26 protein-coding genes are annotated in these 25,713 nt (G+C 64.1%); 16 read left to right on the top strand and 10 right to left on the bottom strand.

What is annotated here, in order from left to right; genetic code table 11:
• The first annotated feature begins 124 nt into the window (after window positions 1–124).
• The 3 genes from ACSLUQ_RS07375 to ACSLUQ_RS07365 all read left to right on the top strand — a co-directional run bounded on the left by ACSLUQ_RS07375 (window position 125) and on the right by ACSLUQ_RS07365 (window position 3,564).
• A complete protein-coding gene (locus ACSLUQ_RS07375) occupies window positions 125–868 on the top strand; it encodes a transcriptional regulator NanR (RefSeq protein WP_461808140.1) in 744 nt (247 codons plus the stop codon).
• A 70-nt stretch (window positions 869–938) separates the two neighbouring features.
• Window positions 939–2,000 carry a tartrate dehydrogenase gene (locus ACSLUQ_RS07370; RefSeq protein ID WP_417774285.1) on the top strand — a complete coding sequence of 354 codons (1,062 nt, stop codon included), beginning with the start codon at window positions 939–941 and terminating at the stop codon, window positions 1,998–2,000.
• A 106-nt stretch (window positions 2,001–2,106) separates the two neighbouring features.
• Window positions 2,107–3,564, top strand: coding sequence for an aldehyde dehydrogenase family protein (locus ACSLUQ_RS07365; RefSeq protein ID WP_461808139.1), 1,458 nt, complete (start codon window positions 2,107–2,109; stop codon window positions 3,562–3,564).
• Window positions 3,565–3,671: 107 nt separating this feature from the next.
• Here the strand turns inward: ACSLUQ_RS07365 and ACSLUQ_RS07360 are convergent, their stop codons facing one another.
• Window positions 3,672–4,445 carry a FadR/GntR family transcriptional regulator gene (locus tag ACSLUQ_RS07360; RefSeq protein ID WP_417774287.1) on the bottom strand — a complete coding sequence of 258 codons (774 nt, stop codon included), beginning with the start codon at window positions 4,443–4,445 and terminating at the stop codon, window positions 3,672–3,674.
• 198 nt (window positions 4,446–4,643) lie between these two features.
• Here ACSLUQ_RS07360 and ACSLUQ_RS07355 point away from each other — a divergent pair, with 198 nt between their 5' ends.
• From ACSLUQ_RS07355 to ACSLUQ_RS07340, 4 genes are all read left to right on the top strand, one after another.
• Window positions 4,644–5,627 (top strand): TRAP transporter substrate-binding protein, encoded by a 984-nt coding sequence (locus ACSLUQ_RS07355; RefSeq protein ID WP_461808138.1) that lies wholly within the window; start codon window positions 4,644–4,646, stop codon window positions 5,625–5,627.
• 70 nt (window positions 5,628–5,697) lie between these two features.
• Window positions 5,698–6,216, top strand: a complete 519-nt coding sequence (locus tag ACSLUQ_RS07350) for a TRAP transporter small permease (RefSeq protein WP_461808137.1) — start codon at window positions 5,698–5,700, stop codon at window positions 6,214–6,216.
• Window positions 6,213–7,490 carry a TRAP transporter large permease gene (locus tag ACSLUQ_RS07345; protein WP_417774290.1) on the top strand — a complete coding sequence of 426 codons (1,278 nt, stop codon included), beginning with the start codon at window positions 6,213–6,215 and terminating at the stop codon, window positions 7,488–7,490. The genes ACSLUQ_RS07350 and ACSLUQ_RS07345 overlap by 4 nt, the downstream gene beginning before the upstream one ends.
• A gap of 37 nt (window positions 7,491–7,527) precedes the next feature.
• A complete protein-coding gene (locus tag ACSLUQ_RS07340; RefSeq protein ID WP_417774291.1) occupies window positions 7,528–8,277 on the top strand; it encodes a glucose 1-dehydrogenase in 750 nt (249 codons plus the stop codon).
• 79 nt (window positions 8,278–8,356) lie between these two features.
• Here ACSLUQ_RS07340 and ACSLUQ_RS07335 read toward each other — a convergent pair whose 3' ends face one another.
• Window positions 8,357–9,493, bottom strand: a complete 1,137-nt coding sequence (locus ACSLUQ_RS07335; protein WP_461808136.1) for a citrate synthase/methylcitrate synthase — start codon at window positions 9,491–9,493, stop codon at window positions 8,357–8,359.
• 86 nt (window positions 9,494–9,579) lie between these two features.
• On the opposite strand from ACSLUQ_RS07335, the gene ACSLUQ_RS07330 reads away from it, so the two are divergent.
• Both ACSLUQ_RS07330 and ACSLUQ_RS07325 read left to right on the top strand, forming a co-directional pair.
• Entirely contained in the window at window positions 9,580–10,791 is a 1,212-nt protein-coding gene (locus tag ACSLUQ_RS07330) for a citrate/2-methylcitrate synthase (RefSeq protein WP_461808135.1), read from the top strand.
• Between the two features lie 139 nt (window positions 10,792–10,930).
• A complete protein-coding gene (locus ACSLUQ_RS07325; protein ID WP_461808134.1) occupies window positions 10,931–11,530 on the top strand; it encodes a LysE family translocator in 600 nt (199 codons plus the stop codon).
• Window positions 11,531–11,610: 80 nt separating this feature from the next.
• On the opposite strand, the gene ACSLUQ_RS07320 is transcribed toward ACSLUQ_RS07325, so the two are convergent.
• Entirely contained in the window at window positions 11,611–12,705 is a 1,095-nt protein-coding gene (locus ACSLUQ_RS07320) for an alkene reductase (RefSeq protein WP_461808133.1), read from the bottom strand.
• Between the two features lie 235 nt (window positions 12,706–12,940).
• Here ACSLUQ_RS07320 and ACSLUQ_RS07315 point away from each other — a divergent pair, with 235 nt between their 5' ends.
• Window positions 12,941–13,507 (top strand): TetR/AcrR family transcriptional regulator, encoded by a 567-nt coding sequence (locus tag ACSLUQ_RS07315; RefSeq protein ID WP_461808478.1) that lies wholly within the window; start codon window positions 12,941–12,943, stop codon window positions 13,505–13,507.
• Window positions 13,508–13,607: 100 nt separating this feature from the next.
• Here ACSLUQ_RS07315 and ACSLUQ_RS07310 read toward each other — a convergent pair whose 3' ends face one another.
• Window positions 13,608–13,853 carry a hypothetical protein gene (locus tag ACSLUQ_RS07310; protein WP_461808132.1) on the bottom strand — a complete coding sequence of 82 codons (246 nt, stop codon included), beginning with the start codon at window positions 13,851–13,853 and terminating at the stop codon, window positions 13,608–13,610.
• Window positions 13,854–13,906: 53 nt separating this feature from the next.
• Window positions 13,907–14,254, bottom strand: a complete 348-nt coding sequence (locus tag ACSLUQ_RS07305) for an HPF/RaiA family ribosome-associated protein (RefSeq protein ID WP_417774298.1) — start codon at window positions 14,252–14,254, stop codon at window positions 13,907–13,909.
• Window positions 14,255–14,754: 500 nt separating this feature from the next.
• Here ACSLUQ_RS07305 and ACSLUQ_RS07300 point away from each other — a divergent pair, with 500 nt between their 5' ends.
• On the top strand, window positions 14,755–15,975 hold the full coding sequence (locus ACSLUQ_RS07300) for an amidase family protein (protein ID WP_461808131.1): 1,221 nt from the start codon (window positions 14,755–14,757) through the stop codon (window positions 15,973–15,975).
• 155 nt (window positions 15,976–16,130) lie between these two features.
• On the opposite strand, the gene ACSLUQ_RS07295 is transcribed toward ACSLUQ_RS07300, so the two are convergent.
• Entirely contained in the window at window positions 16,131–17,015 is an 885-nt protein-coding gene (locus ACSLUQ_RS07295) for a LysR family transcriptional regulator (protein ID WP_461808130.1), read from the bottom strand.
• 97 nt (window positions 17,016–17,112) lie between these two features.
• On the opposite strand from ACSLUQ_RS07295, the gene ACSLUQ_RS07290 reads away from it, so the two are divergent.
• The 3 genes from ACSLUQ_RS07290 (at window position 17,113) to ACSLUQ_RS07280 (ending at window position 20,252) form a co-directional block, all read left to right on the top strand.
• Complete coding sequence (locus ACSLUQ_RS07290; RefSeq protein WP_461808129.1) at window positions 17,113–18,294, top strand: CaiB/BaiF CoA transferase family protein; 1,182 nt, start codon at window positions 17,113–17,115, stop codon at window positions 18,292–18,294.
• Window positions 18,291–19,427 carry an acyl-CoA dehydrogenase family protein gene (locus tag ACSLUQ_RS07285; protein ID WP_461808128.1) on the top strand — a complete coding sequence of 379 codons (1,137 nt, stop codon included), beginning with the start codon at window positions 18,291–18,293 and terminating at the stop codon, window positions 19,425–19,427. Before ACSLUQ_RS07290 ends, ACSLUQ_RS07285 begins: the two co-directional genes overlap by 4 nt.
• Before the next feature lie 312 nt (window positions 19,428–19,739).
• On the top strand, window positions 19,740–20,252 hold the full coding sequence (locus ACSLUQ_RS07280; RefSeq protein ID WP_461808127.1) for a ClbS/DfsB family four-helix bundle protein: 513 nt from the start codon (window positions 19,740–19,742) through the stop codon (window positions 20,250–20,252).
• Here the strand turns inward: ACSLUQ_RS07280 and ACSLUQ_RS07275 are convergent.
• The 3 genes from ACSLUQ_RS07275 to ACSLUQ_RS07265 all read right to left on the bottom strand — a co-directional run bounded on the left by ACSLUQ_RS07275 (window position 20,232) and on the right by ACSLUQ_RS07265 (window position 21,702).
• On the bottom strand, window positions 20,232–20,660 hold the full coding sequence (locus ACSLUQ_RS07275) for a VOC family protein (RefSeq protein WP_461808126.1): 429 nt from the start codon (window positions 20,658–20,660) through the stop codon (window positions 20,232–20,234). The two genes, ACSLUQ_RS07280 and ACSLUQ_RS07275, sit on opposite strands and share 21 nt — an antisense overlap.
• Window positions 20,661–21,001: 341 nt before the next feature.
• On the bottom strand, window positions 21,002–21,406 hold the full coding sequence (locus tag ACSLUQ_RS07270) for a hypothetical protein (RefSeq protein WP_417774305.1): 405 nt from the start codon (window positions 21,404–21,406) through the stop codon (window positions 21,002–21,004).
• A 29-nt stretch (window positions 21,407–21,435) separates the two neighbouring features.
• Window positions 21,436–21,702 carry a hypothetical protein gene (locus ACSLUQ_RS07265; protein WP_461808125.1) on the bottom strand — a complete coding sequence of 89 codons (267 nt, stop codon included), beginning with the start codon at window positions 21,700–21,702 and terminating at the stop codon, window positions 21,436–21,438.
• 152 nt (window positions 21,703–21,854) lie between these two features.
• Here ACSLUQ_RS07265 and ACSLUQ_RS07260 point away from each other — a divergent pair, with 152 nt between their 5' ends.
• Complete coding sequence (locus tag ACSLUQ_RS07260) at window positions 21,855–22,817, top strand: AraC family transcriptional regulator (protein WP_461808124.1); 963 nt, start codon at window positions 21,855–21,857, stop codon at window positions 22,815–22,817.
• 215 nt (window positions 22,818–23,032) lie between these two features.
• On the opposite strand, the gene ACSLUQ_RS07255 is transcribed toward ACSLUQ_RS07260, so the two are convergent.
• Window positions 23,033–23,938: a LysR family transcriptional regulator gene (locus ACSLUQ_RS07255; RefSeq protein ID WP_461808123.1), complete on the bottom strand. Its 906-nt coding sequence runs from the start codon at window positions 23,936–23,938 to the stop codon at window positions 23,033–23,035.
• 477 nt (window positions 23,939–24,415) lie between these two features.
• Here ACSLUQ_RS07255 and ACSLUQ_RS07250 point away from each other — a divergent pair, with 477 nt between their 5' ends.
• Complete coding sequence (locus ACSLUQ_RS07250) at window positions 24,416–25,711, top strand: SGNH/GDSL hydrolase family protein (RefSeq protein ID WP_461808122.1); 1,296 nt, start codon at window positions 24,416–24,418, stop codon at window positions 25,709–25,711.
• The last annotated feature ends 2 nt before the right edge of the window (window positions 25,712–25,713 follow it).

Here is a 25,713-nt window from a genome sequence, read left to right as displayed (position 1 = left end):
AGTTGCTATCGGACAGGCTCACCTGATACCTAGATCCGGCGACTGCGGCCCCTTGGGAAGGCTGCCCGGCATGGTCCGGGCGGCCGCGCCTTGAGCGGGACGGCGAGGCGAGCGGGAGGGCATTGTGCAAAGGCGAGAAGCAGCGACGGGAGAGGGCGGCAAGATCGTCCGCAGAAAGCTATCGGATCAGGTTCTCGAGCGCCTGCTCGAGATGATCACCAGCGGCGAGCTCGCACCGGGTGAGCTGATGCCCTCCGAGCGCGACCTGATGGAGCGTTTCGGCGTCGGCCGTCCGGCTGTGCGCGAGGCGCTCCAGTCGCTCGACACCATGGGGCTCATCAGCATTTCCCATGGCGAGCGCGCCCGCGTCGCCGCCCTGTCGGCCGAGACGGTGATGCGCCAGATCGACGGTGTCGCCCGGCTGCTGCTCTCCACCTCGCCCGACAGCCTTGCTCACCTGAAGGCCGCCCGCCGCTTCTTCGAGATCGGCATGGTGCGCACCGCGGCGGCAAAGGCGCGGCCCGGGGACATCGCCGACCTGCGAGAGCTTGCCGCGCGCCAGCGCGCCAGCCTTGGCGACGCGGAGGCCTTCATCGCCGCCGACATCGCCTTTCATCGGCGCATCGCCATGCTCTCGGGCAACCCGATCTTCGTGGCCGTAAGCGACGCCATGCTCAACTGGCTCTTCAACTATCACGCCGACGTTCTCATCTGGACCGGGGCGGAGACCACGACGCTGAACGAGCACGACCGGATCCTCGACTGTCTCGCCGCCGGTGACGCGGATGGCGCGGCGGAGGCGATGGGACGGCACCTGGACCGCTCCGCCGGGCTTTATTTGCATCACGAAGAGGCTCAAAAGAAGTAAGACTAGTTTACTCGCGGTGGCGGATTGCGCTAAATGGCTGCTGGATCAACCATGCAGTCGGGAGAACGTCATGGGGAGGAATTACAGCATTGCCGTCATCGCAGGTGATGGCATCGGCAAGGAAGTCGTGCCGGAGGGGCAGCGCGTCGTCGAGGCCGCCGCCAAGCGCTTCGGCTTCACGGTCGACTGGACCGGATACGACTGGAACTGCGATTACTACGAGCGTCACGGACGCATGATGCCGGAAGATGGCGTCGAGCAGGTGCGCGACAAGGATGCGATCTTCCTGGGTGCCGTTGGCTGGCCGAGTGTACCGGATCACATTTCCACCTGGGATCTGATCCTGCGTCTGCGCCGCGAGCTCAACCTCTATGTTGCCTTGCGCCCGGCGCGGCTGTTGCGCGGCATCACCTCGCCGCTGGTCGGCCGCACCGCCAAGGACATCGACTTCGTCATCGTGCGCGAAAATTCCGAGGGAGAATATTCCTCCGTCGGCGGCATGCTCTACCAGGGCACGCCGGAGGAGATGGTGATTCAGGAATCGGTGTTCTCGAAGCGCGCCACCGACCGGATCCTGCGCTACGCCTTTGAACTGGCGCGCACGCGGCGCAACAAGGTATCGCTGGCCACCAAGTCGAATGGCATCAAGATCGGCATGCCCTATTGGGACGACCGCTTCGCCGCGATTGCCGCCGAATATCCCGATGTTGCGCACGACAAGTACCACATCGACATCCTGACGGCGAATTTCGTCAATCATCCCGACTGGTTCGACGTCGTCGTCGGGTCTAACCTGTTTGGCGACATCCTGTCGGACCTCGGTCCGGCGGTCGCTGGCAGCATCGGGATCGCGCCGTCGGGCAACATCGATCCGTCGAAGGCCAACCCCTCGATGTTCGAGCCCGTCCACGGTTCTGCGCCCGACATCGCCGGCAAGGGCATAGCCAATCCGATTGGCCAGATCTGGGCCGGCGCGATGATGCTGGAGCATCTCGGCGAACTCGAGGCCGCGCGCGCCATCGAGGCCGCCATCGAGACGGTTCTCGGCGACGGCGGGCCGCGCACGCGCGATCTTGGCGGCACGGCCGACACGGTCGAGGCCGGCAAGGCGATCGCCGACGCGCTCGGCTGAGCCCGACACCGCAACGAGAGGGCCCGGTCTCGGCCGGGCCCGTCAGGTTTTCTTGCGCCCGCGGCCGCATCGACCGCCGGCAATCGCGAACGGAAAGTGCAGACAAATGCTGGACAAGACTTCCATCACCGCCTTCGGCCACCTGATCAACGGCGAGATCGTCGATCGCGCCGACAAGGGCGGTATCGACGTTCTCGATCCTTCGACCGGAGCCGTCTTCGCCCGGTTGCCGCGCGGCGGACAGGCTGAGGTCGACCGCGCCGTCGAGGCGGCGCGCGCCGCCTATGAGGGCCCCTGGGGTGCGATGACGGCGACCGAGCGCGGCCGCGTGCTGATGCGTCTTTCGGCGCTGATCCTCGACAACTTCGAGGACCTCGCCAAGCTCGAGAGCCTGGACACCGGTAAGCCGATGAAGCAGGCCCGTGCCGACATCACCGCGACGGCACGCTACTTCGAGTACTACGGCTCGGCCGCGGACAAGCACCACGGCGAAACCATTCCATATTCCAAGGGCATGACGGTCATGGCGCTGCGCGTGCCGCATGGCGTGACCGGCCACATCATCCCGTGGAACTACCCCTCGCAGATCTTCGGCCGCTCGGTCGGCGGCGCGCTTGCTGCCGGCAACGCCTGCGTCGTCAAGCCGGCCGAGGACGCCTGCCTGACGCCGCTCAAGATCAGCGAGCTGGCGCTTGAGGCAGGCCTCCCGGCCGGTGCGCTGAACATCGTTTGCGGGCTTGGCATGGAAGCCGGCGCGGCACTCGCCGCCCATGTCGGCATCAACCACATCTCCTTCACCGGCTCGCCGCAGACCGGCACGGCGGTCGCCAAGGCGGCGGCGGAAAACCAGATCCCGGTGACGCTCGAGCTTGGCGGCAAGTCACCCCAGATCCTCTTCGAGGACGCCGACCTCGACGAGGCGCTGCCCGTCGTCGTCAACGCCATCGTGCAGAACGCCGGACAGACCTGCGCTGCCGGCAGCCGCGTGCTGATCCAGCGTTCGATCTACGACAAGGTGATGGCCGAATTGACCAGGAGGTTCTCCGCGCTCAAGACCGGCCCGGGTGCCGACGATCTCGATTGCGGCCCCATTATCAGCGCCAAGCAGCTTCAGCGCGTGACGATGCTGGTCGACGCGGCCCTTGCCGACGGCGCCAAGGTTGTCGCGCGGGCGACGCTTGCCGACGGCGCGCCCAAGGATGGCTTCTACTATCCGCCGATGCTCGTCGACGGCGCGTCCCCGCAGAGCACGATTGCCCAGGATGAGGTCTTCGGGCCGGTGTTGGCCGCGTTCCCCTTCGAGGATGAAGCCGAGGCCATTCGTCTTGCCAATGCAACGCCTTACGGCCTGACGGCTTCGGTCTGGACCCGCGATGGCGGCCGCCAGATGCGCTGCGCGCATGCCATCGAGTCCGGCCAGGTCTTCATCAACAACTATGGCGCCGGCGGCGGCATCGAGCTGCCCTTCGGCGGCATGAAGCGGTCCGGCTACGGGCGTGAGAAGGCGTTCGAGGGCATGGTCAGCTTCACCACCATCAAGACCGTGGTGATGAAACACGGCTGACGCCAGGGCCGTTTCCTCGGAAAGGCCTTTCGAAACGAAAGGGGCGGCGCCATGCGCCGCCCCTTTTTCGTTCGCTCTGTTTCGCAGGAAGCGCGGGCAGGGGGGGGTCAGAATTCGGTGCGGCTGCTCAGCATCCGGCTTCGGGCATGCTCGATGTGATTGCGCATCGCCCGCTTCGCCTTGGTCGCAGCGCCCGCCTCGATGTGCTCGAAGATCTCCCGGTGCTCGACGCGGACCGCGGCCGCACGCACCAGCGGCGGAAAGCGCGTCAGGAAGCGCATCAGGTTCACCGAGCGGGAGACGTCGTATTCCAGCGATTTCAGCGTCGCCACGATGCGAGGATTGCAGCTCGCCATGGCGACGGCCTCGTGAAACGCGTAGTCGTGGGCATGCAGGATCGAGTTCTTGTCGAGCGCCTCGTCATAGCGCTCAAGCGCCGTGTTCATGCGCTCGATGTCGGCGGGGCCGCGGCGTTGCGCGGCGAAATAGGCTGCCTGCGGCTCAACCAGAAGCCGCAATTCGATGCCGTTGAGAAGGTCGCCGATCCGCTCCAGCGCATCGCGGTCCTCGTCGCCCGCGCTCGCCTCCACCGGGGTCGAACTGACGGCGTTCTTGACGAAATTTCCAGAGCCCCGCACGGAGAAGACCAACCCGTCGGCGCGCAGCTTGTCGAGCGCCTCGCGCAGCACCGGGCGGGACACGTCGAACTCGCCGGCCAGGACATTTTCCGACGGCAGCTTGGTGCCGGCCGCGATCATGCCCGTCACGATGGCGTGAAACAGGTTCTCGTAGACCTTGTCGGCGAGCCGCTCGGCCTTGCTGTGCTGCAGTGCGCCGAAGGCGAAATCCGTCGGCCGTTGCGATGTTGCCGCCTTGTCCATGTCCAGGTCTTTCCGCCGGTGCCGAACGTGTCGCGCCCGCCGGGGCGGCAAGTCGGCTGACTGTCTCGCGGGCAGGCGAAGGTGTCGAATATGATCACCTTACAGCTTCTCATCAAGTTGTAAAATATATTGACTGGATAGGTGTCGGACGCCACACTCAAAGACAGGTGATCGAGTCACCGTGGGAGGAGATCTGATATGTTTCGCATCCGCAGTCTGGCGGCAGTGTCCGCCATTGCCATTTCCGTTGCCTTTACCGGTACGGCAATGGCGCAGACCGTCTTGAACTTCGCGCATTCCACTGCGCAGAATTCCCACTACAGCATGGGCGTGCAGGCCTTCGGCAAGAAGCTCGCGGAGCTGAGCGACGGCAAGTACGAGATCCGCGAGCAGGCCGCTGGCGCGCTCGGCGGCGAGCGCGACGTGATCGAGGGGCTGCAGATCGGCTCGGTCGAGCTGACCGTGTCCTCGACCGGCCCGCTCGGCAATTTCGTGCCCGAAGCGCTTGTCCTCGACCTGCCGTTCCTCTTCAAGGACTACGCCAACGCGCGCGCCGTCCTTGACGGCCCGATCGGCCAGGAGCTGCTCGACAAGGTCAGCGAGAACAATCTCGTCGCGCTTGCCTGGTCGGAGAACGGCTTCCGCCACATCACCAACTCCAAGCATCCGGTCAACACGCCCGCCGACCTCGACGGGCTGAAGATCCGCACCATGGAGAACCAGGTGCACATGGAGGCGTTCCGCGCCGCTGGCGCCTCGCCGACGCCGATGGCCTTCCCGGAGGTCTTCGCGGCCCTGCAGCAGCATGTCATCGACGGTCAGGAAAACCCGATCCCGGTGATCACCGCATCCAAGTTCTGGGAAGTGCAGGACAACCTGACGCTGACCGGCCACGTCTACTCGCCGGCGATCATCCTTGCTTCGCCGAGCCTGTGGGACGGTCTCTCCGACGAGGAGAAGGGCTGGTTCCGCGAGGCGGCCAAGGCTGGCGTCGCAGCGACCCGCGCCAAGGTCGAGGCCGATGAGGCAAACGGCGTCTCGCTGCTGCGCGAGCACGGCATGAAGGTCGTCGAGAAGGTCGATCAGGCGGCGTTCCAGAAGGCCGTCAGCCCGGCTTATGACACCTATGTCGCCAAGTACGGCGACACCATGCTGAAGCGCATTCAGGCCGCTCAGGAATAAGACCCACTCCACCGACGTTGTCCCCGGGGTGGCCCGCCTTGCGCGCGGTCACCCCGGCAGGAGTTCGTACATGCAATGGTTCCTAGGCCTCGAGCGCCGGATCACCCGCGTCGCTCTTGAATGCTCGATTGCGGCCCTCGCAATCATCGTCGCTCTCACCTTCTACCAGGTGGTCACGCGCTTCGTCTTCGATCACCCCTCTGCCTGGTCGGAAGTGGCGGCGCGATCGACGATGATGTGGATGGTGTTCATGGGGCTTGCAGCCGCGTTCCGCCAGGGCGTGATGATTGCGGTCGACTTCCTGCTCGACGTCTCGCCGCGGCCGCTGCGCAAGCTGCTCTTCATCGTCATCGGCATCGCCTCGCTCACCTTCCTCGGCCTGCTCATCTGGTACGGAACGGCGATGGCCTTGCGGGTGCAGCGCCAGAACCTGGCGGGGCTGGAGATCAGCATCGCCTGGGTCTATGCGGCGCTTCCCACGGGAGCCGCCTTCGCCGTGCCCGGCGTCATTGTCCGCCTGTTCCTCAACCTCACCGAGGAGAGGGACGAAGGGACCGACGAAATCAAGGATGTGGAGGGCCAGGTATGAACGCGGCTCTGGCCTTTTCGCTGCTAATTCTCTTTGCCGTTGCCGTTCCCATCGGTGTTTCGCTGGTGCTGGCCAGCGCCTTCGGCATCGCGTTGTTCTCGCATGTGCCGTTGCTGCTGGCCGTGCAGCGCATCTTCACCAGCATCGATTCCTTCCCGCTGCTTGCCGTGCCGTTGTTCATCCTGTCCGGCAACCTGATGGCCGCCGCCGGCATCTCGGAACGGCTCGTTGAGCTCGCCAAGTCGATGGTCGGCGGCATCCAGGGCGGGCTGGCCTGCACCTGCGTCGTGACCTGCATGATCTTCGCATCCGTGTCGGGATCATCCGTCGCCACCACCTTCGCCATCGGCGTCATCCTCATTCCGGCGATGGTCAAGCACGGCTATCCGATCGGCACCGCCGCCGCGATCCAGGCCTCGTCGGCCGAGCTTGGCGTGCTGATTCCTCCGTCGATCCCGCTCATCCTCTATGGCGTGGCGACGGAGACCTCCATCGGTCAGCTTTTCCTGGCCGGCATCGGCCCGGGCATTCTCGTCGCCGCCGCGCTCTTCATCTACCTGCTGGTGCTGTGCCGGGTGAAGGGCTACGGAAAGATGGATGGTGACGAGCGCAAGAGCTTCTTTCGTGCGTTGGTGCATGCGGGATGGGCTCTGCTGATGCCTTTGATCGTGCTCGGCGGCATCTATGGAGGCGTCTTCACGCCGACGGAAGCCTCTGCCATCGCCGTGGTCTATGCGCTCGCAGTGGGTGTGCTCGTCTATCGCACGCTGACGTTCGAGAAGATCTATGTGGCGCTGCGCAGCTCGGCCGTGTCGAGCACGGTGATCATGATCATCATTGCCGGCGCCGGGCTGTTCTCGTTCCTCGTCACCCGCAGCGGTCTTCCCTCGATCATCGCCGAATGGGTCAATGCCGTCTTCACCGACAAATACAGCTTCCTGATCGCGGTGAACGTGTTCCTGTTCTTCGTCGGCATGTTCATCGAGACTTCGGCGGCCATCCTCGTGCTCGCGCCGCTGCTCGCGCCCATCGCGGTGAGCTACGGGGTCGACCCGGTTCACTTCGGCCTGATCATCGTCGTCAATCTTGCGCTCGGCATGTTCACGCCGCCGGTCGGCGTCAATCTCTTCGCAGCCTGCGCCGTCGCCGGAATATCGATCCAGAAGATCATTCCGGCGCTGGTGCCCATGGTGCTCGTCGTCCTGGCCTGCGTTCTTCTGGTCACCTATGTGCCGATGATCTCGCTGGGCGCGGTCGAGCTGTTCTACAGGTGAGGGCAGAGGCCCGAGCCGCATCAGGAGTGAACTCAGAATGAAGCTTCAGGACAAGGTCGCGATCATCACCGGTGCCGGCGGCGGCTACGGCGAGGGCATTGCTCACTATTTCGCCGAGCAGGGTGCCAAGGTGCTTGTGGTCGACATCCGTGCCGACGCGGCCGAGAAGGTTGCCGCCGACATCGGTGCCAACGCCAGCGCGTTCAAGGCGGACGTGACCAGCGGCGATGACACCAAGGCCATGATCGAGGCCGCCATCGAGCGCTTCGGCAAGCTCGACATCATCATCAACAACGCCGGCACGACGCACAAGAACCAGTCGATGCTGCTTGTCGACGAGAAGACCTATGACAAGGTGTTCGACGTCAACGTGAAGTCGATCTACCACGCCGCCATGCACGGCGTTCCCGCGCTGGAGAAGAACGGCGGCGGCGTCATCATCAACATCGCCTCGACCGCCGGCGTGCGCCCGCGTCCGGGCCTGACCTGGTACAACGGCAGCAAGGGTGCGGTGATCGCCATCACCAAGTCGATGGCCGTGGAACTGGCCGACCGCAAGATCCGCGTCTGCGGCATCAACCCGGTGATGGGCGAGACCGGCCTGACCGACCAGTTCCTGCCGGGCGAGGATACCCCCGAGACCCGCGCCAAGATCGTCGCCGGCATTCCGCTCGGCCGCATGTCGCGTCCGCTCGACATCGCCAAGGCTTGCGGCTTCCTCGCTTCCGATGAGGCCGAGTTCGTCACCGGCGTCCTGCTCGAGGTCGACGGCGGCCGCTGCATCTGATTGTCGCCGCGCGGAACGCTGCCTCCGCGCGACGTTGCCTGAGGGGCGGGTGGGCCGAAAACGGCTCCCCGCCCTTTTTTCATGCCTGGCGCGCGGCGGCAGCCTCCGGCATCGGGCCGACATAGCTGGACTGGGGGCGGATGAGACGGCCGGTCTTTTCCTGTTCGAGCACATGCGCCGTCCAGCCCGCCATGCGCCCCACCGCAAAGACATTGGTGAAGCTCTCACGCGGGAAGCCGACGGCTTCCAGGACCAGCGCGGTGTAGAATTCCACGTTGGTCTGCAGCGGGCGCAGCGGCTTCTTCCGTGCCAGAAGCGCCAGAGCTTCGCTCTCCACTTTCTCGGCAAAGCGAATGCGGGCGGCGTTCTCGCGAAGGTTGGAAACGACCGCCTTGAGGACATCCGCGCGCGGGTCGCGCACCCGGTAGATGCGGTGGCCGAAGCCCATCAGCCGCTCGCCGCGCGCCAGCGCATCGACGATCCACGGACGAATGCGGCTTTCCTCGCCGATCGCGTCCAACATGTCGAGAACGGGGCCGGGCGCGCCGCCGTGCAGCGGCCCCTTCAGCGCGCAAAGGCCACCGACCACCGAGGAGAAGAGGCCCGCCCGGGTCGAGGCGATCACCCGTGCCGTGAACGTCGAGGCGTTGAGCCCGTGATCGGCGACGGTCACGAGATAGGCGTCGAGGGCGTCGATCTTTTCCCGCGCCGCCGGAGTGCCGTGGAGCATTCGCAGAAGATCGGCGGAAAGGCTGAGCGCGGCGTCGGGGGCGACCGGCGGCGCGCCGGCCCGGCGGCGCGCGATGGCTGCGGTAAAGACCGCCACGGCGGCGACGGCGACCACATGGTGCGGGGAACTTTCCTCATCGCCCAGCGCGGACAGCAGCAGCCGCAAGGCCTCGACCTGCGACAGGCCGTCCGTTGCGGTAAGCAGTGGCAGGAGTTGCTGGTGGACCCTCACGCGCGCCTCGCCGAGCGCCGCACGCAGGGCGTTTCGGTCCATGGTCCCGGGCGCAAGATCCCGCCACAGCAGCGCCAGGACGGCCTCATAGCCCTGGCCGGCGATCTCCGCCAGCTCATGCCCGCGCACGACCAGCCGCCCGGCTTCTCCGTCTACGAAGCTCAGCATGGTTTCGGCGGCAATGACATGGTCAAGGCCGGGTGCCGGCGGCGCAACGGCCAGCGCCGGGGTGAGAAACTTGGCTTGATTGGTCATGGCAATCCTCCTGGTTGACACCGGCGAGGATGGCGGACGATTATATATAGTCAATCTTGATTCAACCAATCAATCCATGTTGGACAATGCCCGGACAAGAGAAGTTCCTCGACGCGGAGGCGGCGGCCGGGGCGCTCGGTGTCAGCCGCGCGACCCTTTATGCCTATGTCAGTCGCGGCCTTGTACGCACCGCGCCGGACCCGCGAAACCCGCGTAAGCGGCTCTACGATGTCCACGACATCGAGCAACTTCGGAAGCGCAAGACCGTTGGCCGGCGGCCGCGCGAGGTGGCGGCGACGACGCTGGACTGGGGGCTGCCGGTGCTCTCCTCGGGCATTTCGCTGATCGAGAATGGCCATCTCTTCTTTCGCGGGCGCGATGCCGTCGCCTGGGCGGAAGGAGCATCGCTCGAGGACACCGCCCGGTTGCTCTGGGGGTGCGGTGACCATGATCCCTTCGCCGCACCAGGTCCCGACATTCCGCTTTGGAGCGACGAACTGAGGGCGCTGGCCTCACAGCTGCCGCTGACCGAGCGGTGTCAGGCGTTGCTGCCGTTCGTTTCCTCGGGCCGGTCGACGGCCTGGCAGCGCGACAGCCTGCGGCTGTGGCCGGGCGCGGCCGCCTTGTTGCGCGCCACCGTCGCTGCGGCCAGCGCGACCGCGCCCGGTACCGGGTGCGCGCACGCACATCTCGCTGCCGCCTGGGGGCTCGATGCCGAGGCCGCCGATATCGTCCGCCGTGCGCTGGTGCTGCTCGCCGATCACGAGTTGAATGCCTCCGCCTTCGCGGCGCGCGTCGTCGCCTCGACCGGCGCCTCCCTGGGCGCCTGCCTCAACGCCGGCCTGTCGGCCTTGAGCGGCCCCTTGCATGGCGGCACCACCAGTCTGGTGGAAATCCTGCTGGAGGAAAGCGACGGCAAGGGGGATCCGGCGGCCGTGGTCGAGAGCAGGCTTCGGCGCGGCGAGGGCGTGCCGGGCTTCGGTCATCCGCTTTATCCGGATGGAGATCCAAGAGCCGCTGCGCTCCTCCCCCTGCTGCCGGAGGATGCAAGCAGGTCCGGGCTTGTCGCGGCCATGGCGGAAGCGACCGGAAAGTCGCCGAACATCGACTTCGCCCTGGTGTCGATCCGCCGCGCCTTCGACCTGCCGCCGGGCGCGGCTCTTGCCCTGTTCGCGGTCGGGCGAACCGTCGGCTGGATTGCCCATGCGCTGGAACAACGCGCCGACGACAAGCTCATCCGACCGCGCGCCAGCTATGTCGGCCCGCCGCCGCAGGACGGACCGGCCGCCGCCTCCTAGCGCCGGACATGCCCGTGGCTCGGAGACGGTCGTTGTTCCGCGAGATCGGATCTGGCGTCTCGCGCTCGCGCTTGGCATGTTGTGGGCGTACGCGCCTCGTCTCTTTCCCCAATGCGCTGTCCCGTGGAGACCACCGCCCATGGAGAATGATCTTCTGCTTCTGTGGCTCGCCGCCTTCCCGTTGATGGGAAGTCCGGGGCCGGCAACGCTCAGCCTCGCCGGCCTCGGCATCGCCTTCGGCTTTCGCGCCAGTTTGCGCTATCTGGCTGGCATTATTGCCGGAACGACGGCGGTGCTGCTGCTGATCGCCACCGGCGTCACCGCGCTGGTGCTGTCACAGCCCGTTCTGCTGGTTGGGCTCAGCGTGCTTGCCGCCGCCTATATCCTCTATCTCGCCTGGAAGATCGCCACCGCTCCCATCGGCCGCATCGCGGCGCGCGCCGAGCAGGCCCCAGCCTTCGTGCCGGGCTTCAGTCTCGCGGTGGCCAATCCCAAGGCCTTCGCCGCGATTGGCGCGGTCTACGCGGGCCACACGCTCGTCGCGCAGGACCTGAGGGCGGACGCCTTCGGCAAGCTCGCCGCGCTGACCGTCGTCATCGTCATCGTCAACACGCTCTGGCTTGCCTTCGGCGCGACCTTCTCGAAAGCCCTGACCAACCCGGTCGTCGGCCGGGCGGTGAACATCGTCTTCGCGGTCATGCTGGTCGCCTCGGTGGGCTTCGCGCTTCTGGGGGGCTGACCCGTTCGCCGCAATAGGGGCGGCCGGGGCCGTGTTTTGCCCGGGGCTGGGGCCGCGCGCTGGCGCGCGACCCCGATGGGTCAGGACCCGCTTGCGTCGGCAAGCGTCGGATAGTCCGTGTAGCCGGCTGCGCCGCCGCCATAGAGCGTCGCCCGGTCGATCTCCGCCAGCGGCGCGCCGCTCTTCAGCCGCTCCACCAGATCGGGATTGGAGATGAACGGCCGGCCGAAGGCGAACAGGTCGGCCTTGCCTTCGGCCAGGCTCGACGTCGCGAGTGCAAGATCGTAGCCGTTGTTGGCGATATAGGCGTTGCGGAAGCGGCGGCGCAGGGAGCCATAGTCGAAGGGCGCGATGTCGCGAGGGCCGCCGGTGGCACCCTCGACCACATGGAGATAGACAAGCCCCAGAGCATCGAGCCGGTCGACGATATGGTCGAACAGGGCCTGGGGATCGCTGGTTGTGATGCCATTGGCCGGAGACACCGGCGAGATCCGGATGCCGGTGCGCCCAGCGCCGATCTCATCGGCGACGGCGGCCGCCACCTCGAGCATCAGCCTGGCGCGGTTCTCGATCGAGCCGCCATAAGCGTCGGTGCGCGTGTTCGCGCCGTCCTTGGCGAACTGGTCCAGAAGGTAACCGTTGGCGCCGTGGATCTCGACCCCGTCGAAGCCGGCCGCAATGGCATTCGCCGCCGCCTGTCGGAAGTCCTCGACGATCCCCGGAATCTCGTCCAGATCGAGTGCCCGCGGCATCGAGACGTCGGTGAAGGCGTTGTTCACGAACGTCTTGCCTTCGGCGCGGATGGCTGAGGGCGCCACCGGCGCGCCGCCGTTCTCCTGCAGGTCGACATGCGAAATGCGCCCCACATGCCAGAGCTGAAGGAAGATCCGGCCTCCCTTGCCATGCACGGCGTCGGTGACCTTCCGCCAGCCCTCGATCTGAGCCCGGGTGTAGATGCCGGGCGTGTCCTGATAGCCTTGGCCCTGTTGCGAAATCTGGGAAGCCTCCGAGATCAGCAGGCCGGCCGAGGCGCGCTGGCTGTAATATTCCGCGGCAAGCGCGCCGGGGACGAAGCCGGCATCCGCGCGATTGCGCGTTAGCGGAGCCATGACGATGCGGTTGGCAAGTGTCAGGTCGCCAAGCGCGAAGGGTTCGAAGAGCGACGTCTCGGTCATGGGTATTCCTTCATCTTTTTGCGTTGCGGCGCCTGTCGGCCTGCCGCTTCGAAGGTCAGTAAACGCTTGTGTCCGGGGCATGGCGGACGTCATGCCGGTCAGCGGAAACGGTGGAGTTGCAGCATCGGATTGCTCTCTCCTGCGGGTGTGCCTATATTCATGATAGGCATCATGATTGTCGTTAGGTGTGATGGCCTCATGTGAATTTCAATGGCGCTTGCGGAGAATTCCGGAAATGCGGGTCACCCGAGAACAAATGGCGGAAAATCGCCGACGGATCCTGGATTCGGCCAGCCAGTTGTTCCGTGAAAAAGGGTTTGACGCGGTCAGTGTCGTGGAGGTGATGAAGGCCGCCGGCCTCACCCATGGCGGCTTCTATGGCCATTTCAGGTCGAAGGACGATCTGATCGCGCAGGCGCTGGCCCATGGTCTTGCCAGCGGCGGGGAGGGGGAGGGCGATCTTCACGCCTTCGTCGCGGCCTATCTCTCGCCCGGGCATCGCGACAATGCCGCCGAGGGCTGCGCGACCGCGTGTCTGGCCGCCGATGTCCGTCACCAGACCCCGGCGGCGCGCGCGGCACTGGAGGAGGGCATCCGCGCGCAGATCGACCGGTTCAGCAAGGCGCTTCCGGCGACTGCGGCTGCGGACGGGCGTCAAATGGCGATCGCGAGCTGGGCTGCCATGGTGGGGGCCGTGATCCTCTCGCGGGCGATCGAGGATCCGGAACTGTCGCAGGAGGTTCTGGAACAGACGCGTTCCTGGATCGATGCAGGCATCGACCGGGCTTCCACCAGTTCGTGACCGGGGATGCGGCTGGCCTGTCGAGCGGCCGATCTGTCGGTCGGTTGGCCGATGCCCGCCGACTCCGCACAACGCGCCGTGTCGGCGGCGAGGCGGGACCCTACATGGGTTTGCCTCGGCGTCCCGGCAGACGTCGGGCGCGGCGACTTTCAGCCGCGTCCGTGCCGAGGCCCAGCCCAGTTCCCGCGGTCATCTTGCCCGTTGCACCGCCCAGGTCGAAGCCGGGCCGATCGACGGCATCATGTCGCGTCAAGCCATCTGAAGCCTTGCCGGATATCTTGTCCTGACCGGGCGTGGTTTTGCGGCTGCCTTTCGGGGCTGACGTGCCGGGTTGTTTCTCGACCATGATCCTGTGTCTCCTGGGTGCGTTGAGTTGGGCAAGGGGTGAAAGGCGCTCTCCTAGTGATCGCCGGTCCGGATGGTTTCGGCACCCTTCACGTGATTGACCCTGCCCAAGGTGGTCTCGAGCGCGCGCCGCAATTTTTTGGCAGCTCCCGAATAGGCGCCTTCAAGCGTCGCGGCGCGTTTGCTGGCCGCTTCCGGCTGGCGTCCCTCCAGGCGTGCCTCGATGAGGCAGCGCTTGTCGGAAGAGCCGGTCTTCTTGCCGTCCTGGTCGCTGAGGTGCACCTCGATACGGGTGATGTGCTGACTGAAGCGGTCCAGACGGTTGTGGATCTCGGCCGAAATACGGGCGGACAGGTCGTCCCCGCCGGCCACGTTCTCGTCGGTGTTGATCTGAATTTGCATGACTGCGTCCCTTTCTCGAACCACCGCCCGGCGCTCAAAAGCGGCTGCCGGGGAGGGTGCTGTAGCCGACTCGAGCCGGCGTGAAAGGAGATCGCCGACCCTTGGCTGACTGAACCATAGCCCCGCCCGGTCGGGCGCGGGCTGATGTCGATCAACCTCGTGCCGGGACCATCCACCCGCAGCCGACGAGGGTGGATGGGATGCTGCGGGGCGGGAGAGAGGCTGCGCCTATCCAGCTCATTCTTCAGACGGCGGCTTCCTGCCACCTGATTGCCATCCCCCCTGATGGCTTGGGGAACATCCTCTGCCACGCGTAGAGCGCGTGCAGGCTGGTGACCCGAGCCGCTCAGCGGGATAGCCCTGCCCAGGAAACTGCGCGTCCGCCTCGCGCTTGAAAACATCGTGGAAATTGGCTTTGCCCGTAACGGCTTCCCTGCATCAAAATATCGGGAGAAGGCGCCTTCGAATCTCCAGGGGCTATTCAACAATCAGGATTGCCCATGCCCCAGACCAATGCTTCCGATCCTTCAGGCTCACTTGTCGAAAGGCTGGACCTGCCGCCTTTGGATCAAGGCCCACTCGACAATATGACCTTCACCGTGAAGGACAATATCGACATTGCAGGCCATCGCACCTCCTACGGCAGTCCGGCTTGGCGGGACACGCATCCGGCGCCGGTGCACAACGCGCTTTGCGTGGACCAGCTTCTCGCTGCGGGCGCACGCTGCGTGGGCAAGGTCGTTGCCGACGAATTCACCTATAGCCTGGATGGTGAAAGCCAGTTTTTCGGCACCCCGCGCAATGCAAAAGCTCCCCGGCGCATCCCCGGCGGATCGTCCAGCGGGTCTGCGGCCTCCGTTGCGAACGGATTGGCTGATGTCTCAATCGGGACGGATTCGGGGGGCTCGGTAAGAGTCCCGGCCAGTCTTTGCGGTCTCTGGGGGATGCGCCCGTCGCTGCACCGGATTTCAGAGGCCGGGGTGTTGCCCTTCATGCCAGGGGTCAGCACGGTGGGCGTGCTGGCGGCCCGCTTCGCCGATCTGGATAGGGCGGCGCGGGTTTTGTTGCGCAGCGGATCGAAGCCGGTGACGCCGCTTTCGCGGATACTGCTTTTGAGCGATGCGATGGAGATCGCCGATCTTGCTGTACAAGAGCAGGTGCGCCAGTCGCTGGACGACATCGCGCGCCGCACCGGCATTGCCGTCGAGCCGATCCGTTTCGCCCAGCTCATTGGAGAAGACATTCCGTTGAGCACCTGCAATGTGGGGGCGCTGCGCGATCTGCAGACCGCGGAATTCCAGAGCACGCTTGGCAACTGGATCGAGACGGTGCAACCGGAACTCGGGGTCACCTTTTCCATGGCCTATGAGAATGTGCGGCGGTTCGATCGGCTTTCCGCCCTCAAGAGCGTGACGCGTTGCGAGCGGCTCTTCGAACAGATTAATGCTGCGCTTCCCGCAGGCACTGCAATCTGTTTTCCAACCACGCCGGTCATTGCGCCGTTGAAGGGGGCCTTGAATACGCTCGACGCGGTGATGGATTTCTACAACCGCACGATGACGATCACCGCATTTTCCGGGGTTGCCCGTCTGCCCGAGATTTCGGCCCCATTTCTGAGCGTTGAAAGCTGCCCGGTCGGACTTTCCTTTGCCGCAGGCCATTATCAAGACGAGTTTCTGCTCTCAGCACTAAAAAGGATATTGGCGGCCGCGACGTCCTGATGCTTGCATCGACATCGGTGTGGCGACGGCTACGCCTCTCACTGTCAGTGGCGTTTCGTTCAACACCCGACGGCCATCAATCCACTTGCCCCCACGCACCTTGGTGGGCGGCAAAGGCTGGATAACCGGCATATGCGCCGGGGATCATCTGGCGCTCAGGTTGGCGGGTTGAAATAGGCTTCGGTAAAGGCTGTAAAGGCCTGGATAATTGGCCGTTTGAGTGCCGCGCCGCGATGGGCAAGGGCAATCTGATGCTGCGGCGGGTGGCCTGCAAGGGGCACCCGGACGACCGGACTGCCATCGTAGCAGGGGCCGTCCGGCAGGTCGGTCGCCAACAGGCCGACACCAAACCCGTTGGCCACCATTGAGCGCAGCATTTCAATCGAGCCGGTTTCGTGGGCCACCCGCACCGGGACACTGGCATTCTGCAACAGCGACAGAAAATAGCCACGGCTGTGCGGCAGGTTCACCAGGATGATCGGCTCCTGTGCCAGTTCTGCGCCGCGCAGACTGCTTCGTCCTGCAAGCCTGTGCCCCTGCGGCAGAAGGGCATAGGGCTCGGCCGCGGCCAAGGGCCTGATGACGAAATCTGACGGAATGCCGAAATCATAGAGCAGCGCCAGGTCAATCCGGCCCTCGCTGAGCCAGTCGAACAGCGTTTGCAGGTCGCCTTCAAGGATGCGGACTTCAGCGTCGGGGCGGGCTTCCAGAAAGCCGCGCACCAACTGCGGCGCGTAGCGCGGGCCAAGGGTGGAAAACACCCCGAGATGCAGAAATTCCGGCGTTCCCTCGCCGCAGCTCAGGACCCAGCGCGCCTGCTTTTCCAATTCGCGCAGTTGGGCGAGCTTGTGCTGCCCGAACGGGGTGAGTTCCATCCCGCGTCCGGGGATGCGGATGAAGAGCTTCTGCCCGAACACCTCCTCGCAGCGGGAAATGGCCAGCGAAACCGCGGGCTGAGAGGTATTCAGCGCGCGGCTTGCCGCGGCGGTGCTGCCTGTGTCCGCGACCGCCAGCAGGACTTCGACCTGGCGGAAGTTCAATGGTATATTCAAAAGAGAATATCCTTTATATCACCCTCTTATTTCCGAGTATATCCAGCCGCACGCTATCCTCCAGCAAACAAATGATGGGGGATGCATGTTCGAAACTGACAAGCCGGCAGGCCGCAGGCCGCTCGAGGGTGTTCGGGTGCTGGATTTCTCCCGTGTCCTGGCCGGGCCCTACTGCACGGCGCTGATGGCCGATCTGGGTGCGGAGGTGATCAAGGTCGAGCCCCCCGCGGGCGACGACTACCGCCATATCGGTCCGTTCAAGGACGGCGAGAGCCTGCTGTTCCAGTCGGTGAACCGCGGCAAGAAATCCATTGTCCTGGATCTGAAGTCCGAGGAAGGCGCTGCAGCGGCCCGTGCGTTGGCGGCGGAGTGCGACGTGCTGGTCGAGAACTTCCGCCCCGGTGTGATGGAGCGGTTCGGGCTGGGGGCGCAGACGCTGTGCGCGGCCTGTCCCCGGCTGGTCTACGTTTCCGTGTCCGGGTTCGGCCAGACGGGCCCGAACCGGATGCAGCCGGCCTATGACATCATCATCCAGGCGATGAGCGGGCTGATGGATATCACCGGCGCCGAAGACGGCCCGCCCATGATGGTCGGCGAAGCCTTTGCCGATGTTGCGGGCGGCCTGTTCGCGGCCTTCGGGGCGATGGTGGCTCTGTTCGACCGCAGCCGAAGCGGCAAGGGGCGGCACGTCGATCTGGCGCTCTACGACGCGTTGGTGTCGATGATGCCGGTCGCGGCCTGTCGGGCTCTCATGGCGGGCGAGACGCCAAGGCGGACGGGCAGCAAACATGCGCTGTCGGCCCCCTTTGGCACTTATCCGGCAAGAGATGGCGGTTTCACCGTCGCGGTGCTGAACGACCGGCTGTTCGAGCGCTTCGCGGCCGCCATCGGCGCGCCGGACCTGGCGGACGATCCGCGTTTTGCCAGCGATTCCTTGCGGCGGCAGAACGAACCGGCGCTGGCGCAACACATCGAAAGCTGGTCCGCCGACCGCAGCGCGACGGAGGCTGTGGCGATTCTGTCCGAGGCGGGCATTCCGGCCGCGGCCCTGTGCTCGGTGTCCGAGGCCTGGGGTTCGCCGCAAGCGCAGGCGCGCGGGCTGGCATCGACGGTGGATCATCCCGCCCTTGGCACGGTCACCGTGCCGGAGCAGCCAGTGCATTTCAGTGGTGCGCCACGGGGCGGACGTCAGTCGGCGCCCGCCCTGGGCGCCCATACCCAGGACATTCTGCAACAACTGCGGCACAAGCCGGGAGAGCCCCAATGAGCGTTGACCTGAACAGCGAAGAGCAGGCCGTCATCGACCAGATCGAACGGTTCTCCGGCAAGGTCCTGGCACCTGCCGCCGCCGAAATCGATGCGAAGTCCCGATTTGCGACCCTGCATCGTCCGGCGTTGGCCGAGATGGGCATCATGGGGATGAACCTGCCCGAAGCTCATGGCGGCATCGGCTTGTCCGGGCCGGCGCTCTACCACGCGGTGGAGGCCATCGCGGCGGCCTGTGGCTCTACCGCCTCGATGCTGACCGCGCATTTCCTGGCCACGGATTCGCTGCTTCTGGGGGCGGATGAGGCGCTGAAGCAGCGCATTCTGCCCGCCGCGGCGGCGGGTGAGACCCTGGGGGCCTTTGCCCTGACGGAGCCGATGGCCGGCTCCAACCCGGCGGACATGCGCAGCACCGCCACCCGCGAGGGCGACGGCTACCGGCTGAAGGGCTCCAAGTGCTTCATCTCCAATGCGGGGGAGGCGGATTTCATTGTGGTCTACGCCAAGACAGACAATGCTGCCGGCGCCCGCGGGGTCAGCGCCTTTGTGGTGGAACCGGCCAGGATCGACGGGGTGGAGATCGGCAAGCACGAGGAAACCATGGGCCTGCGCGGCGGCCATGTGTTCCCGGTCTCGTTCGACTGCCACGTGCCCGCGGAAAACCGGCTGGGCGACGAGGGCACCGGGTTCCGCACCGCGATGAAGGTGCTGGACAATGGCCGTATCGAAGTGGCCGCGCAGGCCACCGGCATTGCGCGCGCCGCGCTGGATGCGGCTGTGTCCTATGCCCGGGAACGCGAGGTTGGCGGACAGCCGATCGGCAATTTCCAGGGGTTGCAATGGATGCTGGCCGACAGTGCCACCGAACTGGCTGCAGCGCGGGCCCTGGGGTTGCAGGCCGCCCGCAAGCGCGGAACGGGAGAGCGCTATTCGAGGGACTCCGCCTTTGCCAAGCTCTACGCCAGCGAGGCGGCCTGGCGCATCGCCGACCGGGCGCTGCAGATCCACGGCGGATACGGCTACACCCGCGACTTTCCGCTGGAACGGTACCTGCGCGACTTGCGGATCTTCCGGATTTACGAAGGCTCCTCCGAGATCCAGCGAACCATCATTGCCCGCGACCTGCTGAGCTAACTTTTGGCAGGGCCTCGTGCCGACTTTTGCCTCCTTGGAAAATTGCTTAATCGCAGCGAAATCAACGCAGCGATTAAGCAGGGCAAGACTATCCCCTGATACCCCGCCCGGTGATGCCGCAACCGGCGAGGAGGGGCACCTGTTTGCTGGTCTTGCGGGATATCCGTCCATGGCACTCTGGAATAGCATCAAGGTGGGCAAGCTGCGTGTTCGTGTTTGGGGGAACCACGACCCGAGCAACGGCGGGGTTTTGGCGATAAGGGAAAACGGCCGGACCTTTTCGAGGATCGATGCTTCAAATGAGGGAAATACATGGCTGTTCCAACGTCCAAGGCGGAATTGCTGACTGCGATTACGACGGCGTTCGAAAAGCTGATGACGGATTTGGCGAAGGTTCGGCCCAACCACGCACGTGAGGTCACGATGAAGGGCCATGCCAACGGAACCACCATGAGCCCGGCCGATCTGGTGGCTTATCTGGTCGGATGGAACGAGTTGGTTCTGAAATGGCTGGATCGCGACGACCGGGGTGAACCGGTTGATTATCCAGAGACCGGATTCAAATGGAACCAGCTTGGCCTGCTCGCTCAGAAATTCTACGCAGATTGCAGCACAGTCCAATGGCACGAACTGCTGGCCCGTCTGCAGGAGGCGAATGCAGGATTGATCGCGACGATCACGGTCCGATCAGATGAAGAGCTCTATGGCGGCGCCTGGTACGGGAAATGGACCAAGGGCCGCATGATCCAGTTCAATACCTCGTCCGCTTACGCCAATGCGCGAGCCCGGATTCGGGCGGCGACGCTAAAACTCGATCGTGACTGACGGCACGTTGCGCTTCGCCTCGCCTTGATAGACGGCCTCAATGTTGTTGCCATCGGGATCGAGGACGAAAGCGGCGTAGTATCCCGGATGGTAGGCCCGCACTCCGGGTGCGCCGTTGTCGCGCCCTCCGTGGGCCAGGGCCACGCTATAGAAGGTATCGACAATCGCGCGATCTTTCGCCTGGAAAGCGAGGTGATGTCGCCCCGTCAATTCGCCCGCTGCTGTGGCGCTGTCTGCCGAGGATACGATGAGTTCATCGGCCAAGAAGTAGCCGTTGTCCGTGCTGAGAACTGGTATATCCAACACAGACATGACTGCCTTGTAGAAGGTTTCGCTCGCCGCGAGGTCGCGCACGACAAGTTGGATATGATCGATCAAGCGTCCACGGTGCAGTCGGTTTTCTTCCATGTCTTTCTTCCGTTGAACAAGGGGCGGACATACCTTCGCAAAATCGGGAGAAACCGGTAAATTTCAAAGCATCCACTCCCAACGAAGACTGGAAACGACCGGAACAGGACCGATGCCAGCCTCTTTCGGCATCCCGGAATTGTCGGGCTGAAGCGCAGAACAGGCAGTGTTGTGCGGCGATCGGCGGCAACATCGGATCATATACGGCAATCAGCGGAAAATGGCGGGCCGTGCGGGATACCAATGGGCACGATACCCACGCCATACCCCTACCGACTGAACCTTGATCGAAGCGTGCAAGCTACTGGAAAACGTCTTCGCGTCGTCCACTCGGTCGCTTGTCAGGCCGTTGCAGCCCCCGCGTGCTCCGAAAGCAGTTTCCTGGCGATCTCCATGGCCTCCTCGCGAGACGCGGCAAGCTTCATCGGATGGCCCCAGAATTTGGCAAAGGCCACACCGAAAGGCTTGAATGCCATACGCTTGGCGGCGCTCGGCTCAATCACGATCATTGCCAGAACAAATTTCTGCAGTTCGGCCTTGTGTTTCTTCATCCACAGCACGGTGCGCTTCTTTTCTTCCTGGCTGTGCTCGTGGTCTTCGGTCGGAGCGTTGTCGGTCAAGATCACGAACGGTGCGCCGCGCTTAAAGCTTGCCTCTAGCACCTCGAAGTCCTCATCATGGTCGTGATCGGGCCCCTCGTCATAGCTCATCCAGACGAGCGGGAAGTCCGTGCTGTTCAAAGGCATCTATCGTCTCCTTGCCGGGATGGATGGTTTCAATTCGGGCGGATGTGTCGCCACGACATGATCAGCGCGACCGCGCCCGGAAGCGTGACTGCCAACAGCTCCAGGGCAACGAGATGGCCGCCGTCGCGCAATCCATCGAAAACGCCGGTGAGCGTGCTCATGGCGCAAAGGAGACCGCCGAGGACGAGCATGGCCCAGTTGGTCGCGCGCCTTGCGACAAGCGCCAGCAACGGCGGCACGACCCAGGCACCGTAGAATATAGATACGCCCCACAACGCGGCGGGATCGAGCGTCATGGTCTCCATCGTTCCGCCGCTGCCGACATAGGCGTTCAAGTAAGAAAAGCATTGGATTGTGACAAATATTGCGGCGCCAACGGCTGGAACAAGCCATGCGAGTGCAAGCTTGACGGGGTTTTCTTCGATCACGTCAAAACTCCTGTTCAAATGTGTTCGACAGGGCAGTTGAACTGCCGCCCCTCTCGAAGAGGCGCGCGATCACGATCGCCGCGCATGCCTTCTACCTGAAAGCAATAAGGCAGCCGGCAGTCGGCGTCATTGCGCAATTCCGCAATTGCATGTTTCAATCCGGCCAAATGCAAATGCCGAGGCCCATGATGTATGTAGACGCCCATTGCGACTGGCTTGCTTATGTAGATGAGGTTCCTCGCGCTCTCGTCGCGGCGAACGCTGTCGCCAGTCTCGAAACCCTGGAGCAGTCGCCGCGACACCGGCATCAGAAAGCGCAACTGCTTTTCACCGTCCGTGGCGTTATCAACTGCGAGGTTGAAGACGCGGTCTGGATCGTGCCGCCGCAATGCGCGGTGTGGATTCCCGGCGGGCTGCCCCATACCGTTTTCGGTTCGGGCGAGGTGGAGTGCATTTCACTCTTCATAGAACCTCCTGAGGCTCCGAACCTGCCGAATGAATGCTGCACGATCACGGTGTCGAGCTTTTTCAGTCATTTGCTGTTGCGGGCCAACGAGCTACCGGAGCTGTATGACGTCGACGGGCCGGACGGCCGGATCGTGTCCGTTATCTTCGATGAGCTGGCTGCGGCACCGGTCGAAGACATCCGCCTCCCGATTCCTGGCGACCCGCGCCTGAAGAAGCTCACCGACCTGTTGATCGCTGCGCCTGCGGATCATGCGACCGTCGCGGAGTGGGCCTCCCGCGTCGCGCTCAGCGAGCGCAGCCTGAGCCGTATGCTGGCGGAAGAGGTGGGCATGAGTTTCGGCCGCTGGCGCCGCCAGTTGCACATCGTCCTTGCCTTGCGGCAGTTGAGTGCCGGCCAGACGGTCAAGGCGGTCGCCATGGATCTCGGCTATGAAAGCGCCAGCAGTTTCGTGACCATGTTTCGAAAGATGGTTGGCAAGCCGCCGAGCCGCTATCTGCTTGAGCGGCGGCGGTAGGAGCAGCCCGGTGTCATCCGCGATCGCCGCATGGCGAACGCTCCTGTAACTGTAGCGTGCAAGAACATATGGCACTGAGCCGGGATTGAGTGGGAACTGGCGGAAAGAACAGAAAGCGCGCGAAAGTCTGGGAATAGTGGCGCTCAGCGGCAAATGGCGGGGCGAAGACGGCAACGCCGAGAACCACGCCTACGCCATAGCCCTCTGAACTATCGTCATGACACTTTCCCTCGCTCGGCCAGGAAGTCCAGCACAGCCCGAACGCGCGAGGGTAGCGGACCACCTTGGCCGACATGGACGGCGTGAAAATCCTCTTTCTCGCCGCTGTCGAGATTGCTGAGGACCGGTATGAGCCTTCCGGCGGCGACATCTGCGCGCACCGTAAAGTCCGCAAGGCGGGCAAGGCCAACACCCGAAAGCGCCAGATGGCGCAAGCCTTCGCCATCGCTGGCTTGCACCCGGCCGGTGGCAGGTACGAGCCTATCCTCGTCAGTTTCCCGCAGCCGCCAGCCATCAACCGCGCGTGCATACCCAAAGCCAAGTCGATTGTGCTGTTCGAGATCAGCAATGCTGCGCGGCTCGCCGTGGCATTCCAGGTACGAAGGCGAGGCGACGATGGTCAGCGCCGTCTCACCGAGCTTGCGGGCAACGAGGCTTGAGCTTTTCATTGGCCCGGCCCGGACGGCAACATCCGTACGCTCCGCAAGGAGATCAACCACGGCATCGGTTTGTACGATGTCGAGCGTGACGGCTGGATGCTGCGCCAGAAAATCCGTCAGCACTGGCGCAAGTATGTGATTGAAATATGAGGCGCTGGTGTTGATGCGCACGCGGCCCACCGCCTCTTCGCCCATGCCAGCCGTCCGTTCGGCGTCCTCCAGATCGGCGAGGATTCGTGTCGCCCGTTCATAAAACGTGCAGCCCTCGGGCGTGAGTTGAAGCTGGCGCGTCGAACGATTGAGCAACCTCGTGCCGAGCCGCGCCTCCAACCGTGCGATCAGCTTGCTGACCGCCGAGGGCGTCATTCCCGCGATACGCGCTGCGGGCGAGAAACCACCCTGTTCAACCACGCGGACAAACACTTCCATCTCGCCGGATCGGTTGATTTCAATACGCGCCATGATGACTTCATCTCACAAGTGATATTCAAAAATGCAGTCTATTTCATCAAACGCAGCTCGTCTATCTCTCAGCAAATAGAACCGAATGAAGATCGGAGTTCATCATGCCGCTGACGTTCCACGCTCTGACGGACGGGGCCGTCGGGAAATGAACAGCCGGACATTGGCAAGGTCTTCACTGGCCTTCTGGGAGCAACCGGCTTTGCCTCCGTCGCGCCTTTGCAGATGGGGGGCTGTCGAAAGTCGGTGGTGCGGGTCAGAGCCTCGCATCAAGCTTAAATCTCGGTAATGCCATCGGCGCATGGGCGAGCGGCATGGTCATCGGCCACGGCCCGGGCATCGCCTTTGTAGCCGTTGCGGCCGCAATCTTCCCGCTGCCTGCCATAGCCACTGCGTTTCTCGCCTTCAGGACGACAAACGCAGGAGATCGCACCCGTCAACCAAATCAGACCACCCAAATGACAGGATCGAATTACGATGCCAACTAAGTATTCAGCGGTGCCCCCCTGTCGAGCGCGCGTCAAAAACTCCCTTCGTCCCGGAACCTTTGCCATTGCGTTTGCACTCGCCTCAGCTCTTTCCGGGCTGGCCATGGCTCAGGATCAGGAGCCCAACTGGGTCGGTACGTGGATGGCGAGTCCGCAGCCGATCTGGGGGGCGGATTTCCCGTTCCCGACCAAGATTCCGGTATCTGCAAGCGATCAAACCTTCCGGCAAGTCGCGCAGATCAGCCTTGGCGGTTCGCGCGTGCGTTTGGTTTTCTCCAATTCATATGGAGAAAAGCCCCTGCGGATTGGCGGCGCGAGTGTTGGATTGGCCGGCGAGAACGGCGCGATGATCCCCGGCACACTCCACCAAGTAGCTTTTGGCGGCCAGGATGGGACCATCATCCCGCCCGGTGCGCCGGTTGTCAGCGATCCGGTGGACATGGCGGTCGAGGCCCGGTCTGACCTCGCTGTCTCGATCTATCTGCCCGAAGATACCCCGCTGACCACATTCCATTGGGATGGACGCCAGACGGCATGGTTCGGGGACGGAAATCTCATCGCAGCGGAAGATTTCCCCGCGGCATCTGCGACGGACGCCCGCGTGCTTCTGACTGACGTGCTGGTCGATACGCCGAATGAGGGGGCCGTCATCGTCATCGGGGATTCGATCACCGATGGGAATGGCGCAACTCTGGATGCCGATACCCGCTGGTCCGACTTTCTTGCCGAAAGGCTTGCGCCGCATCGGATTGCTGTACTGAACGCCGGAATCTCGGGTGGCAGGCTGCTTCAGGATAAAATGGGCGTGAACGTCGCTGCGCGACTACAGCGCGATGTGTTCTCGCAACCGAATGTGAAGGCAGTGGTCCTTCTGATCGGCATCAACGACATTTCCTGGCCCGGTACGAATTTCGCACCTGATCAGACGCGCCCAACCCTCGATCAGATGATCGCCGGTTATCGGCAGGTCATTGAGCTGGCCCGCGCCAACAACATCCGTCTGATCGGGGCGACCTTGCCGCCATTCGAGGGGGCGCTGAGCGGAACGCCACTCGGCAACTACTATCACCCGGATAAGGACGCGCTCCGCCAGGAGGTTAACCGCTGGATCAGGGAAAGCGGTGCCTTCGATGCCATCGTGGATTTCGACGCCGTTCTCCGTGATCCCGGACATCCCACGCGGCTCATAGCAGCATTCGATTCCGGGGATCATCTTCATCCCGGCGACGAGGGCAATCGCGCGATGGCAGAGGCTGTCGACCTTGATGCTCTGCTCGGTCGCTGACC

The sequence above is a fragment of the Stappia sp. ICDLI1TA098 genome (assembly GCF_054880955.1).
Note: the sequence above shows the minus strand (reverse complement) of the source record. Positions and strands in the feature narration are given on the sequence as shown.

Excerpts from the sequence above, each read along its gene's own strand:
- ACSLUQ_RS07305 (WP_417774298.1), bottom strand. The coding sequence starts at position 14,254 with ATGCAAATTCAGATCAACACCGACGAGAACGTGGCCGGCGGGGACGAC.
- ACSLUQ_RS07350 (WP_461808137.1), top strand. The coding sequence starts at position 5,698 with ATGCAATGGTTCCTAGGCCTCGAGCGCCGGATCACCCGCGTCGCTCTT.
- ACSLUQ_RS07280 (WP_461808127.1), top strand. The coding sequence starts at position 19,740 with ATGGCTGTTCCAACGTCCAAGGCGGAATTGCTGACTGCGATTACGACG.
- ACSLUQ_RS07255 (WP_461808123.1), bottom strand. The coding sequence starts at position 23,938 with ATGGCGCGTATTGAAATCAACCGATCCGGCGAGATGGAAGTGTTTGTC.
- ACSLUQ_RS07345 (WP_417774290.1), top strand. The coding sequence starts at position 6,213 with ATGAACGCGGCTCTGGCCTTTTCGCTGCTAATTCTCTTTGCCGTTGCC.
- ACSLUQ_RS07320 (WP_461808133.1), bottom strand. The coding sequence starts at position 12,705 with ATGACCGAGACGTCGCTCTTCGAACCCTTCGCGCTTGGCGACCTGACA.
- ACSLUQ_RS07370 (WP_417774285.1), top strand. The coding sequence starts at position 939 with ATGGGGAGGAATTACAGCATTGCCGTCATCGCAGGTGATGGCATCGGC.
- ACSLUQ_RS07300 (WP_461808131.1), top strand. The coding sequence starts at position 14,755 with ATGCCCCAGACCAATGCTTCCGATCCTTCAGGCTCACTTGTCGAAAGG.
- ACSLUQ_RS07270 (WP_417774305.1), bottom strand. The coding sequence starts at position 21,406 with ATGCCTTTGAACAGCACGGACTTCCCGCTCGTCTGGATGAGCTATGAC.
- ACSLUQ_RS07310 (WP_461808132.1), bottom strand. The coding sequence starts at position 13,853 with ATGGTCGAGAAACAACCCGGCACGTCAGCCCCGAAAGGCAGCCGCAAA.
- ACSLUQ_RS07315 (WP_461808478.1), top strand. The coding sequence starts at position 12,941 with ATGCGGGTCACCCGAGAACAAATGGCGGAAAATCGCCGACGGATCCTG.
- ACSLUQ_RS07290 (WP_461808129.1), top strand. The coding sequence starts at position 17,113 with ATGTTCGAAACTGACAAGCCGGCAGGCCGCAGGCCGCTCGAGGGTGTT.
- ACSLUQ_RS07365 (WP_461808139.1), top strand. The coding sequence starts at position 2,107 with ATGCTGGACAAGACTTCCATCACCGCCTTCGGCCACCTGATCAACGGC.
- ACSLUQ_RS07330 (WP_461808135.1), top strand. The coding sequence starts at position 9,580 with ATGCCCGGACAAGAGAAGTTCCTCGACGCGGAGGCGGCGGCCGGGGCG.
- ACSLUQ_RS07265 (WP_461808125.1), bottom strand. The coding sequence starts at position 21,702 with ATGACGCTCGATCCCGCCGCGTTGTGGGGCGTATCTATATTCTACGGT.
- ACSLUQ_RS07275 (WP_461808126.1), bottom strand. The coding sequence starts at position 20,660 with ATGGAAGAAAACCGACTGCACCGTGGACGCTTGATCGATCATATCCAA.
- ACSLUQ_RS07340 (WP_417774291.1), top strand. The coding sequence starts at position 7,528 with ATGAAGCTTCAGGACAAGGTCGCGATCATCACCGGTGCCGGCGGCGGC.
- ACSLUQ_RS07250 (WP_461808122.1), top strand. The coding sequence starts at position 24,416 with ATGCCAACTAAGTATTCAGCGGTGCCCCCCTGTCGAGCGCGCGTCAAA.
- ACSLUQ_RS07335 (WP_461808136.1), bottom strand. The coding sequence starts at position 9,493 with ATGACCAATCAAGCCAAGTTTCTCACCCCGGCGCTGGCCGTTGCGCCG.
- ACSLUQ_RS07360 (WP_417774287.1), bottom strand. The coding sequence starts at position 4,445 with ATGGACAAGGCGGCAACATCGCAACGGCCGACGGATTTCGCCTTCGGC.
- ACSLUQ_RS07325 (WP_461808134.1), top strand. The coding sequence starts at position 10,931 with ATGGAGAATGATCTTCTGCTTCTGTGGCTCGCCGCCTTCCCGTTGATG.
- ACSLUQ_RS07285 (WP_461808128.1), top strand. The coding sequence starts at position 18,291 with ATGAGCGTTGACCTGAACAGCGAAGAGCAGGCCGTCATCGACCAGATC.
- ACSLUQ_RS07355 (WP_461808138.1), top strand. The coding sequence starts at position 4,644 with ATGTTTCGCATCCGCAGTCTGGCGGCAGTGTCCGCCATTGCCATTTCC.